Origin of the sequence: Hymenobacter cellulosilyticus (assembly GCF_022919215.1) — a bacterium.
GTDB classification, from domain to species: domain Bacteria; phylum Bacteroidota; class Bacteroidia; order Cytophagales; family Hymenobacteraceae; genus Hymenobacter; species Hymenobacter cellulosilyticus.
Genome location: NZ_CP095046.1, coordinates 4217178 through 4229243 on the forward strand (window position 1 = coordinate 4217178; position 12066 = coordinate 4229243).

Annotated in this window: 13 protein-coding genes; 3 read left to right on the forward strand and 10 right to left on the reverse strand. The window is 60.4% G+C overall.

The window, feature by feature from the left end; translation table 11 throughout:
- Positions 1-94 precede the first annotated feature (94 nt).
- Positions 95-1657, reverse strand: coding sequence for a DUF4139 domain-containing protein (locus MUN79_RS20775; protein WP_244674494.1), 1563 nt, complete (start codon positions 1655-1657; stop codon positions 95-97).
- 454 nt (positions 1658-2111) lie between these two features.
- On the opposite strand from MUN79_RS20775, the gene leuS reads away from it, so the two are divergent.
- Entirely contained in the window at positions 2112-4889 is a 2778-nt protein-coding gene (gene leuS / locus MUN79_RS20780) for a leucine--tRNA ligase (protein ID WP_244674495.1), read from the forward strand.
- A gap of 262 nt (positions 4890-5151) precedes the next feature.
- Here leuS and MUN79_RS20785 read toward each other — a convergent pair whose 3' ends face one another.
- The 4 genes from MUN79_RS20785 to MUN79_RS20800 form a co-directional block, all read right to left on the reverse strand.
- Complete coding sequence (locus MUN79_RS20785; RefSeq protein ID WP_244674496.1) at positions 5152-6366, reverse strand: Bcr/CflA family multidrug efflux MFS transporter; 1215 nt, start codon at positions 6364-6366, stop codon at positions 5152-5154.
- Between the two features lie 215 nt (positions 6367-6581).
- A complete protein-coding gene (locus MUN79_RS20790) occupies positions 6582-6947 on the reverse strand; it encodes an MmcQ/YjbR family DNA-binding protein (RefSeq protein WP_244674497.1) in 366 nt (121 codons plus the stop codon).
- An 86-nt stretch (positions 6948-7033) separates the two neighbouring features.
- A complete protein-coding gene (locus tag MUN79_RS20795) occupies positions 7034-7210 on the reverse strand; it encodes a DUF6728 family protein (RefSeq protein WP_170061838.1) in 177 nt (58 codons plus the stop codon).
- A 141-nt stretch (positions 7211-7351) separates the two neighbouring features.
- Positions 7352-8077, reverse strand: a complete 726-nt coding sequence (locus tag MUN79_RS20800) for a phytanoyl-CoA dioxygenase family protein (RefSeq protein ID WP_244674498.1) — start codon at positions 8075-8077, stop codon at positions 7352-7354.
- A 128-nt stretch (positions 8078-8205) separates the two neighbouring features.
- Between MUN79_RS20800 and MUN79_RS20805 the strand changes: the two genes are divergently transcribed.
- Complete coding sequence (locus MUN79_RS20805; protein WP_244674499.1) at positions 8206-8664, forward strand: nuclear transport factor 2 family protein; 459 nt, start codon at positions 8206-8208, stop codon at positions 8662-8664.
- Positions 8665-8679: 15 nt separating this feature from the next.
- Here the strand turns inward: MUN79_RS20805 and MUN79_RS20810 are convergent, their stop codons facing one another.
- From MUN79_RS20810 to MUN79_RS20825, 4 genes are all read right to left on the reverse strand, one after another.
- Positions 8680-9000: a DUF6984 family protein gene (locus MUN79_RS20810; protein ID WP_445991683.1), complete on the reverse strand. Its 321-nt coding sequence runs from the start codon at positions 8998-9000 to the stop codon at positions 8680-8682.
- 70 nt (positions 9001-9070) lie between these two features.
- Entirely contained in the window at positions 9071-9217 is a 147-nt protein-coding gene (locus tag MUN79_RS20815) for a hypothetical protein (protein WP_244674501.1), read from the reverse strand.
- Between the two features lie 17 nt (positions 9218-9234).
- Positions 9235-9597 carry a hypothetical protein gene (locus MUN79_RS20820; RefSeq protein WP_244674502.1) on the reverse strand — a complete coding sequence of 121 codons (363 nt, stop codon included), beginning with the start codon at positions 9595-9597 and terminating at the stop codon, positions 9235-9237.
- 27 nt (positions 9598-9624) lie between these two features.
- Positions 9625-10278 (reverse strand): HAD family hydrolase, encoded by a 654-nt coding sequence (locus MUN79_RS20825; RefSeq protein WP_244674503.1) that lies wholly within the window; start codon positions 10276-10278, stop codon positions 9625-9627.
- 143 nt (positions 10279-10421) lie between these two features.
- Here MUN79_RS20825 and MUN79_RS20830 point away from each other — a divergent pair, with 143 nt between their 5' ends.
- On the forward strand, positions 10422-11351 hold the full coding sequence (locus tag MUN79_RS20830; RefSeq protein ID WP_244674504.1) for a DUF389 domain-containing protein: 930 nt from the start codon (positions 10422-10424) through the stop codon (positions 11349-11351).
- 13 nt (positions 11352-11364) lie between these two features.
- On the opposite strand, the gene MUN79_RS20835 is transcribed toward MUN79_RS20830, so the two are convergent.
- Positions 11365-11946, reverse strand: coding sequence for a Rossmann-fold NAD(P)-binding domain-containing protein (locus MUN79_RS20835; protein WP_311136539.1), 582 nt, complete (start codon positions 11944-11946; stop codon positions 11365-11367).
- Positions 11947-12066 lie beyond the last annotated feature (120 nt).

Sequence of the window (12066 nt, forward strand, 5' to 3'; positions counted from 1 at the left end):
CAGTACCATTTGGCACACTCTATTAAGCAGAACTATCCAAAAACACCACCCGACCTCCGCAAAGTACCCTGCCCCGCCTCATGCCCCCGCCCCGCTACCGGAATTTAGGCGAGGAAACCCGGGTTTCGTGCTTGATGATTTCCACCTTTTTGTCTTTGGGATAGTCAACCTGGAAGCTGAAGCGCAGCCGCTGACTGGCGCCCGGGGCCAGAGTCAGCACCCAGGTGAGCTTGCCGCTGCGTTCCTCCAGCTGGGCCCCGCTGGTGTCAATCACCTTCACCACAATTTCCTTTTCCTCCGAAATCGGGATCTGATCCAGCAGGCGCAGACGCACGGTGGTCGGGTGGTTGTTGCGCACGTTCAGCTCGTAGCTCAGGCGCACCCGGCGCTTGTCGCTCAGGGGCACGTCACCGCTGAAATCCTCCAGCTTGGCCCGGCCTACCACCAGCTGCTCATCATGGCCCAGGGCCACCTCCAGCGAGTCGTTATAGGCCCGCTCATTGAGTTCGGTGTCGCCCACGTACGCGCCCTGGTGGTATACCTGGGCTTCTTCGGGCAGCTGTAGCCCCTGCCAGCCGGCTACCTTGGCCTGCAAAAACACGTGCTCCGACAGCCGCGGAATGGCCAGGTACTCGGGCCGGGCCCCCAGGCGCACGGGCGGCAGCGTCAGCTCCCGCCGGCCACCCACGGCCAGGCTCATCACCTCGGGTACCTCGTAGCGGGTGCCCTGGGTTACTTCCACCGGCTTGCCCTTGGCCGTGCCTTTCACCACAAACTGGTCGATGCGCCCCTCCCCAATATGGTCACCGCCCCGAAAGTCCAGCTCCCAGGGCGCCAGGTCCGGGCGCGACACGTCCTCGCCCAGGTTGTGGCGCATCAGCACCACCCGCACCCGCTCCCAGGGCAGGCCCGACTGGTTGCGCAGCAGCCCGTGGGTAATAAACTGTAGCTCCCGCCCGGCCGCGTCGGCGCGGATATCCAGCTTGGGCCACCACGGGCCGCGGCTCGACACGTAGTAGCGCACCGTCAGCGGTACGGTCAGGGCGCGGGTGGCCCGCACCAGCACCACCATCCGGTTGTCGGCGCCGGTAGCGGCGGCCCGGGGCCGCAGCACGTTGGCCTGGGCCTGAAGCTCGGTTTGCCGGGTTTGCAGGCGGGTTGTTTCCAGCTGCATAGCCACCAGGCGGGTGCGCATCAGCGTGGCCCCGCGCATCACTTCAGCACTCCAGTTGGCCTGGGTGCCCGCTGATAGGGTCTGGTTGGCCAGCAAAAACGCCTTTTCCTGCTCCAGTCCTTTCAGTTCCGCCTCAATCCGGCGCAACTCCTCATTGGTCCGGGCCAGGCTGTCCACGGCCGACTTATTCAGGGCCACCGGGCCAGCAGGCTCCTCGTCACTCGTGCCCACGCCCAGCACTTCAGCCCCTTCTCCCAGCTCAATTTCGAGCGTTTCGGGGTTGATTTTGGTCGAGAGTCCCACCAACGCCAGCCGGTTGAGGCCCGCGGTCAGCGGCACCCGTCCCTGGTGCTCCAGCGCCGTCCCGTTCAGATACACCGTCACGGCGGTTAGCCCCGGCCGCACTGGGGCCGGAACGGTTTGGGCTGCCCCGCCCAAGGCCATACACCAGCAGGAGAGCAGCAAAAAGTACTGTTTGATCATAAGGCACCCGGTAACATTCCGCAATAAGTTAGCCGGGCAAGTTGCACAACTTTTCCCCAGTGTAGCGCTTCCACCGGCCGTCTTTTCTCCTTGCCGGTTCGAAAACAAGACTTTGCCAAAGTAAAGTCCGGTTTACCGGACCGAAAACATGCGTTGCCTGAGGCAAAACACCATTTGACAGGCCTTACTCACGCCTTGCCGAGTCTTCGAAGGGCCTTGGCAAGCTTTTAAAGCCCCTCACTGAGCCTTTGTCATCACCGGACTATCCTTTGGAACGACTTAGTGCCGTTGTGCAATGACTTGCCGGGCCTTTGTAATTACTTGTCGCCTCAAAACGCCCCCTCAACCGCCCTGCTTAACCGGCTCCCGCCCGCTAATCTGGCCGAGAATTACCCTTTCCCGGCAATTCCGCTTAATTTCGCCTGTTCAGCACCCATCAACTAATTGGAAGCCCATGCCCGGCTATTACCCCCAGGATATTGAGAAGAAGTGGCAAGCCCACTGGAAAGAGAATAGCACCTTCAAGGCCGACAACAACTCGGCTAAGCCCAAATACTACGTGCTCGACATGTTCCCCTATCCCTCGGGGGCGGGCCTGCACGTAGGACACCCCCTGGGCTACATTGCCTCCGATATCGTGACGCGCTACAAGCGCCTGCAGGGCTTCAACGTGCTGCATCCCATGGGTTTCGACTCCTTCGGCCTGCCCGCCGAGCAGTACGCAATCCAGACCGGACAGCACCCCGAAAAGACCACCCGCGAGAACATTGCCCGCTACATCGAGCAGCTCTCGTCCCTGGGCTTCAGCTACGACTGGAGCCGCGAAGTCCGCACCTCCGACCCCTCGTACTACAAGTGGACGCAGTGGATTTTCCTTAAGCTGTTCAACTCCTGGTATAACCTCGACACCGACCGCGCCGAGCCCCTGAAAACCCTACTCGCCAAGTTTGCCGAAAACGGCAGCCAGGGCGTGCGCGCCGCCGGCGACGAAGAGGAACGCCACGATTTCACGGCCGGCCAGTGGCAGATGTGGAGCGAAAAGCAGAAGCTGCAGGCCGTTCACCCCTACCGTTTGGCTTATCAGTCAGATACTTACGTCAACTGGTGCGCCGGCCTGGGCACGGTGCTCAGCAACGACGAAGTAAAGGACGGCCTCTCCGAACGCGGAGGGTTCCCCGTGGAACGTCGGCTGATGCCCCAGTGGAACCTGCGCATTACGGCCTACGCCGACCGCCTGTTGCAGGGCCTCGACCACATCGACTGGCCCGAGGCCGTGAAGGAAATGCAGCGCAACTGGATTGGTAAATCCATCGGCGCAGAGGTCACCTTTGAGGTACAAGGCCACGAGCAGGCCCAGATCAAGGTCTACACCACCCGCGTCGACACCATCTACGGCGCCACCTTCCTGGTGCTGGCTCCCGAGCACGAGCTGGTAAAGGAGCTGACTACGCCCGGGCAGCAGGCCGAAATCCAGGACTACATCGACGCCACCAAGCGCCGCTCGGAGCGCGACCGGATGGCCGACACCAAAACCGTGTCGGGCGCTTTCACCGGCTCCTACGGTATCAACCCGTTCAGCAACGAGCCCATCCAGATTTGGATTGCCGACTACGTGCTGGCCGGCTACGGCACCGGCGCCGTGATGGCCGTGCCCTCCGGCGACCAGCGCGACTACGTCTTCGCCAAGCACTTCAGCTTGCCTATCGTGCAGGTCGTGGATCAGCAGCAGATTGAAGAGCAGGCCGACCCAACCAAGGAAGGCAAGTATCTGCACGGCCTTATCCAGGGCATGGGCTACAAGGAAGCCACTCAAACCCTGATTCAGCAGCTTGAGGAGCGCGGCATCGGGAAGGGCAAAACCAACTTCCGCATCCGCGACGCCATCTTCGGCCGGCAGCGCTACTGGGGTGAGCCCATCCCGATTTACTACAAGGACGGCGTGGCCTACGGCGTAGCCGAAGAAGACCTGCCCCTGGTGCTACCCGAAATTGACGAGTACAAGCCCACCGAAACCGGCGAGCCGCCCCTAGGCCGCGCCAAGGACTGGAAGTACAAAGGCCAGTATGAGTATGAGCTGAGCACCATGCCCGGCTGGGCCGGTTCGAGCTGGTACTTCCTGCGCTACATGGACCCCACCAACAACGAGCGTTTTGTGGGCGAACAAGCCGAGCAGTACTGGCAGAACGTGGATTTATACCTCGGTGGTGCAGAGCACGCTACGGGTCACTTGCTCTACTCCCGCTTCTGGCACCTGTTTCTGAAAGACCTGGGCCTAGTAACCGCCGCTGAGCCTTTCCAGAAGCTCATCAACCAGGGCATGATTCTGGGCCGCTCCAACTTCGTGTACCGTATCAACGGCACTAACACGTTCGTAACCGCCGGCAAGAAAGACCAGCACGAAACCACCGCACTACACGTCGATGTGAACATCGTGAATAACGACGTTCTTGATGCGGAGGCTTTTAAAAAGTGGCGTCCCGACTATGCTTCAGCTGAGTTTATCCTCGAGGATGATGGCCGCTATGTGTGCGGCTGGGAGGTTGAAAAAATGTCTAAAGGCAAGTTCAACGTAGTGAGCCCCGATACACTGGTAGATCAGTATGGAGCCGACGCGCTACGTTTGTACGAAATGTTCCTGGGGCCCCTGGAACAGTATAAGCCCTGGAACACTAACGGCATGAGCGGCGTGGCGGGCTTCCTCAAAAAGCTCTGGCGCCTCTATCATCCCCAGGACGGTGACTTCGCCGTAACGAACGAAGCGGCTACGCCCGCCGAGTTGAAGGCCCTGCACAAGGCCATTAAGAAGGTGGAAGAGGACATCGAGAAATTCTCGTTCAACACCACCGTCAGCGCCTTGATGATTACGGTGAACGAGCTGACGGCCCTTGATTCGCACAAACGGGCCATCCTGGAGCCGCTCTGCGTTCTAGTTTCGCCCTACGCGCCTCACCTGGCCGAGGAGCTGTGGGTGAAGCTGGGCCACGAAGCAGGCAGCATCAGCTCCGCTTCCTACCCGGAGTTCAAGGAGGAGTTTTTGGTCGAGGATACTGTAAACTACCCCGTGGCCATCAACGGCAAAGTGCGCGAAACCCAGCAGTTTGCCGCCGCCGCTACCGCCGCCGAAATCGAAGCCGCCGTGCGCGAATCCGGTTTCCTGACGCGCTTCGCTGAGGGCAAAGAGCCCAAGAAGTTTATCGTCGTGCCCGGCCGCATGGTCAACGTGGTGGTGTAGTTTAGCTGGCAACTTATTATAAAAAGCCCCGCTGGTTAGCTCCAGCGGGGCTTTTTGCTTGTGTCATGGCGAGGCCGAAGGCCGTGGTCATCCGTCCTCTAAGGTGTGCTGAGCGTTCTTAAGTGAAAAGCCCCTTTCTACGGCGTGTAGGAAGGGGCTTTCTGGTAAAAAAACGTTTGTCACTAGCAGAGGACGGATTGACGCCGCTTGATACGCTGAATGTCGTGCCTCCTCGCAATGACACGTTAAGTTAGATCTTGTCTTACGCTACTACTTTCTGCTCTCGCGCCTTAACATTGCCTACCATCGTTCTAAAAATCAACAAGCTAGATACAGCGCAGACGGTAATAGTGGCAGCCATAGGCAGAGCAGTATTGTTGGCTAGGGCACTGACGCTGATGGCTGCTAGGGCCCCGCAGCTATACATCAGCGTGCCCATCAAGGCCGAGGCGCTACCAGCCTGTTTGCCGTGATGCATCATGGCTCCGGCCGTGGCATTGGGCACGGCCAGCCCGACGCAGCCCACGGTGCAGAACAGCGGAATGGCAATGCCATAGATTCCCAACCAACCCGTACTGGCCATCAACAGGAGCACCAGGGCCGCTCCGAGGTAAAACACCGTCACGGCCCGCAGAATCTGCTGGAAGGTAAAGCGCTTGAGCAGTAAGTTATTAACCTGTGAAGCGGTGATGATGCCCGCCGCGTTGAGGCCAAACAGGATGCCGAACTGCTGCTCGCTGAGCCCAAAGAGGTTCATGAACACAAACGAGGAGCCGGTGATATAAGTAAACATGCCGCCCTGTACCATGCCCGCCGTCAGGGCATAGCCCACAAATTCCCGGTCGCGCAGCAGGGCTGCGTAAGTTTGAAACGAGTTGCGTACTGCCACCGGATTGCGCCGCTCGACGGGTAAGGTTTCGGGCAGTACCAGCACAATGCACACCAGCGTAAGGGCAGCCAGCAGGGCCAGCAGGCCGAAAATATAGCGCCAGTCGAGGTGGGCAATGATAAGGCCGCCCACAGTAGGCGCCAGAATCGGGGCCACGCCCATAATGAGCATAAGGGTGGAAAACACCTTGGCCGACTCATTCCCGTCGAACCGGTCACGCACAATGGCCCGGGCCAGGACCATACCCGCGCAGCCGCCCAGGGCCTGCAGGAAGCGCACAACAATCAGGTTATCAACGGATGTGGCAAAGGCGCAGCCTACGGCAGCCAGCCCGTAGAGCAGCATGCCGGCCAGCAGATTCGGCTTGCGGCCCAGTTGGTCAGCTAAAGGCCCGTAGAGCAGCTGCCCCAGAGCAATACCGATGTTATAAGAAGCCAGGGTAAACTGTACCGCCGATATCGACACGCCAAACTCGCGGGCAATGGCCGGGAAGGCGGGCAGGTACATATCAATACTCATGGGCCCGAAGGCCGTGAGCAGGCCCAGCAGCAGAATCAGGCTGGTATGACCAGCGGCTTTTTTGGACATTAAAGCAGAATGGAGGAGCTGACGGGCGCAAAGGTCGGCAGCAAATATGGCAAAGCCATTGGTTGGGCTTGGCTGCCACTATTTTAGCCTCGCCCGGCGCCTATATAGCAAATTGGCTACCTCGACTCCTGCCTGCTGCTTCTGAGCCCTTCCTTCCGCCGGCTGCTGCTAAGTCTTGTCCTCAAGCAGTTGCTCCTAACAAACAAAAAACGGGACTAGCTTTCCTGCTCGGCAGCAGCAAGCTCCTCGCGCTGCTTTTTGGGCAAGGAAGCCCTCACGAGCTCATAGGAATGGTCAATCAACTCCCGCAACTGCCCGGCGGGAATCCCGGTGCCGATGAGCACAGTATTCCAGTGCTTTTTATTCATGTGGTAGCCCGGCAGCACGTAGTCGTGCTGCTCGCGCAGGTCCACGGCCCGCTCCGGGTCACACTTCAGGTTGATGCTGCCGAAGGTTTCGATATCGGTAAGGGCAAAGACCTTACCCGCCACCTTAAAGACGAGAGTATCAGGCCCGAACGGGGTTTCTTCGGTCACGCCGGCTTTGAGCAGGCAGTAGTCGCGGAACTCTTCGATATGCATATACTAGCGGCTGAAATCAGCTGAAAAAAGAAGCCTTCGACCGGCCCGTTCGCCGGCCGAAGGCCTGATATATAATTACTTACCCCCTAGCGCGTAAACAATCGATACAGCACCACGCACAGGCCGACCAGGAACATGGCCATGCTGAGCTTATTGATGAAGTGCATCGTGCGCAGGTTGAAGTTGGTTTTGCGGTTGGGGTCGTTTTTCCGGAAGAAATATCCGAGAGCGGGACCAAAGTTAAACAGGTTGCGGCCGTCCATATCAGTGGGCTTTTAGTACAGAAATAGAACACCCAGAGGGGCGGAATGATTTACCGGAAAGGTAAATAGATTCCGAAAATATTCGGAATTCGCAGCATAACCAACGCCTGTATTTAAGGCCCAGCTAAGTTCGCCAGGCAGCTACAGCAGCTCACGCTTTTCCCGCCACTGCAAGCCCTGGGGCAGGTCAATGGAAGCAAATTCGAGGTGAAGCACCCGTCGACTGCGGGCACTGCGGCTGCGGTTGGAGGCGTGCAGCAGCAAGGGCTTCATGAGCATAGCGCCCCCGGCCGGCACAGCGCACACCACCGCCCCGGTAGTGCGGCCCGGCAGCTCGGCCCCAGCTAGCGGCCCTTCCCGGTGCGAGCCGGGCACTACTTTCAGGGCCCCGTTGGTGGCGTCGCAAGCGTCGAGGTGGAGGCGGATGGTGCAGATGTTCTCCAGCACCGCCCGGGGCGGCTGCACGGCCACTCCCTCGGGCTTGCTGGTCCAGGGGCCGTAGCCCGGCAGCTCGGCTTTACGGTCTACACTGATCATCAGATCCTGATGCCAGGCCACCAGCCAGTTGGAATGCGCGGGCTTATCGAAGTAGATTGACTTGACCAGGTGGCAACCCTTCGGAAACAGCGCCTGCAACAGCTGCGGCAGCGCCGAGGCAGCCAGAATGGGCTGCAAGGCAGGAACTTCGCCCAGCACGTCGCGGATGGCGAATAGGTCCTGGCTGCGGCGGAAATTGGGTCCGCTGCTCGGGGCCTGCTCCAGGGCATGTAGAAGGCGGGCTGTTTCGGCGGGTTGCAGCAGGGTGGGCAGCACGACAAAGCCCTGCTGCTGCAACTCCTGAGTGAGGCGAGGAAAGGTCGAAGGCATGCCAGGATGGTAGGGGTTGCTACTAGGGCGCAAGCTACACAACCGGCTGTTACAACCCGCCCCGGGTGAGGGAAGCAACCGTGCGCAGAAACCCGTTACCTTGACATACTTCCCCTAACCGAGCCCCTATGAATCGACTTTTCCTCGCTGCCCTGCTCCTGCTGCCGGCTTCCGCCGCCCTGGCCCAAAGCAGCCCCAGCGAAACGGCCGCCGTTAAGAAAACCATTACCACTTTTTTCGACGGTATGCGCAAGGGCGACAGCACGATGGTGCGCAATACGCTGGCGACCGGCGTAGTGCTGCATACCATTATGAGCCGCAACGGCGTGGTGCAGACCGGCACGGAAAAGGCCGCGGAATTTCTCAGGCTCGTGGGCACGCCGCATAAGGAGGTCTACGACGAGCGGATCAGCTTCGAGCAGGTGCTGGTGGATGCCAACCTGGCCAGTGTCTGGACGCCCTACCAGTTCTACGTGGGCTCCAAGTTCAGCCACTGCGGCTACAACTCGTTTCAGCTGGTCAAGTTTGCCGAGGGCTGGCGCATCGTGCACATCATCGACACGCGCCGCAAGGACGGCTGCAAATAAGAACCCAGCACCGGCTTAAAAGGCCGGAATCCGGCGCAGGGGCGTGTCGTCCACCTTCCAGCAGTCCAGCTCGTAGAGCTCCCCGCGCTGGTCGAGGTAGAGCGACACAAATACCGGTACCCCGTCTTCGTCCAGGAAGCGGGTGCTGGCAATTTTTTCCCCGAGGCGGCGCTCCTCCTGCGGGCTTACGAAGCGCAGGCTGCCGGTTTGGACCTCGTCCATTTCCCGGACTTCGGAAGTGTAGAGCTTGGCCAGCAGGTATTCGGCCTGGGGCTTGTCGCGCAGCAGAAAAACCAGCAGCCCCAGTTCGGGCAATTTTAGAATGCGGTTAGCCATTTGATTCGTCTCCCCTAGCTCTGCATTCTCATACGGTGCTGGTCGGGAAAAGTGGGCGCCGGGCAGCGGGCTACTGCGCCGGGCGCTGCCAGGTGCCGGGCTGGCCGTTGCGGGTGAAATATACGGTGCCCAAATCCGGGGCGTAGCGCACGTCGGCAATCTGCTTGCCCCGCACGATTTCTCGGCAGGAATTGGCCGCCAGGTTTAACTCCACCAACGTGAGCCGGCGGGCCCTCAGGTAGCCGTCGGAAGTAGCCAGGAACAGCAGCCGACCGTTGGCATACGCCAGCAGCTGCACGGGCCAGCCTCCGTTTTGGCCGCCGTAGGCATGGTGCTGCCCGGTTGTATGGTCGGGCCCCACCACAAAAACCTCCCCGAGCCCTGCAGAGCCAGCCGGTACCCGTCGAGCGTGGTGTAAGTCGTGGGAATATTCTGCCGCCCGGGCGCGGCCACGGTATCCAGCACGAGGCGCTGCGCCGGCGGGCTGAAATACAGCCAGCCGCGCTGCAGGGCAAACTGCGTCTGAACCGGCACCTGGGCCCGGGCCCGCCCGGCACTGAGCAGAACCACCGTCAGAGCAAGAGCTAAGATCTTCATGGGGAAGGATACTGCGGGTAATCTGGGCTACAGAGCCAGAATACTTGCGGCGCTCAGCTGCCCCAGGTGCGACACGACCTGGTCGGCGTGGTGCAGGTCCTGGCCTTCGGAATGCTCACTCTTGTAACCAATGCAGACCATGCCCGCCGCCTTGGCTGCTGTCACGCCGTTGGCCGAGTCCTCGATAACCAGGCACTCGTGGGGCGGAATACCGGCCAACTGCGCCGCGTGCAGAAAAATGGCCGGATCAGGCTTGGAGCGCGGAAAATCCTCACCGCTGACCAGATGGTCGAAGTACGGGTAGAGGCCAAAACGGGTAAAGACGCGGGCAATGGTTTCCTTGGAAGCCGACGAGGCCAGCTGCAGCGGTACGCCGGCCCGGTGCAAATCCTCAATCAGGGCCCGGGCCCCGGGCAGCAGGTCCAGCTCCGTGGATTCGTCGAAGGATTTGCCAAACAGCTCCCGCTTGCGCTGGATCAGGTTTTCGACGTCGGCTTCCAGCCCGAACTGTTCCTTGAGCTGCTGGTATACGTTGCGGGTGGAAGCGCCCAGAAAGGTGGCGTATTCCTCCTGCGTCATGGGAATGCCCAGCTCGGCAAAATGGCGGAAAAAAGCGTCGTGGTGGAGCGGCTCGGTATCGACGAGCACGCCGTCCATATCGAAAATGACGGTGCGAATCATGGGCAGAAGTGGGTAGGCGGGCAAAGGTAGTAAACGGGCCGGGTTAGGCCCCACCGCCATATTTCACGAACAGCAGCGGCTTGCCACCCGTACACCCTCTACTGCCCAGCTGCCGTCAGCGGCTTTCTATACTATTCTTTCCGATGCATCGAACCTTAGAAATCACCGTGCCAACCGCGGTAACGGACCCTCTATGCCAGCAGCTTACGGCTCTGGACGAAGTTATAGGCCTGAGCGTACAGCCCGGCGCCTCGCGCAAGCCCGCCGGCGACGTGCTGGTGGTACACGTGCTCAACCGCGGGGCCGACGAAGTGCTGCGGCAGGTGCGGGCAGCCGTACCGAACGAAAACGACCTGAGCATAGTCACCAGCGAGGCAGCCAGCTTTATTTCCCCCACTGATCATAAAGTCATTATCGACGACAAGGACGAGGCCATTTGGGAGGAAGTGGAAAGCGGCCTGCGCCACCAGGGCACCATTACCACCAACTACCTGCTGCTCATGGCTCTGGGTGGTCTTATCTGCGCGGTGGGCTTGGTGTCGGACCCTGTGCCCCAGGCCGTGGCCTTCATTGCCTCCGCCATCATTGCCCCCGGCTTCGACCCCATGACCAAAGTACCCGTGGGGCTGGTGCTACAACGCTGGCCCTTGGTATGGCGCGGCATTCAGTCGGCGCTGGTGGGCTATGCGGTGCTGGTTCTCACGGCCGCCCTAACGATGTACGTGCTGGTAGCTACCGGAGAAACCACCGCCGAGCAGCTGGCCTCCAACTCTGAAGTGAAAAACCTGATGCATCCGGGTCTGATGGAGCTGCTGGTGGCCGCCGCCGGGGCGGTGGCGGGCGTGGTCATCCTGGCCGCCTACCGCCGCAGCTTCCAGGCCGGGCCGCTTATTGCCATGGCCTTTATTCCGGCTGCTGCCCTAATTGGGGCCGGCCTGGCCGTGGGCCGCTTTGATCTGGCCCTAGAAGGCTTGGAGCGCTTCGGCGCCGACTGGGGCTTTATCATAGGCTTGGGCGTACCCTTCTTCTGGCTGAAGCAGAAGTTTGTGCATCACCGCAAGCCCATTGTGTAGCTTCTGCACGGGCTTACTGTCTGGCCAGCGCTACAATGTCGGGCACTTCCAGTACGGGCTTGGGGTAGCCTTTGCGCACCACGTTCAGCATGGCCTGCCCTAACTCGGCCAAAGTGGAAACGTACCGAGGCAGAAACTGCCGCAGCGCCGGGTACAGCCAGCCGAAATACTTGTAATAAGACAATGTATGATGCAAGCCGGGCGTAGCCTTCATAAAGCCGGGTCGGAACATATAAGCACTTTTAAAGCCCAGCTGCAGCAGGTCGTTTTCGGTGCGGCCCTTCACCCGGGCCCACATACTGCGGCCGTGGGCGGTGCTGTCGGTGCCGGCGCCCGAGACGTAGCAGAACGTCAGCTCGGGGTTACGCGGCAGTAGGGTTCGGGCGAAGTGCAGGGTAAGGTCGTAGGTCAGGCGCTGGTACTCGGGCTGCTTCATACCCACCGACGACACGCCCAGGCAGAAAAAGCAGGCGTTATAGCCCGTCAGCTGGTCCTGAATCGGGGTCAGGTCGTGGAAGTCGGCGTGGATGATTTCGCGCAGCTTGGGGTGAGTTACGCCCGAGGGCTTGCGGCTGATGCTGAGCACCTGCTCCACGTCGGGGTGGTTCAGGGCTTCGTGCAGTACCCCTCGCCCACCATGCCGGTAGCCCCGGTCAGAATTGCTTTGATCTTCATAAGCAAGTAGACGGATGAGCGGGGCGGATGTTTTAAGGCA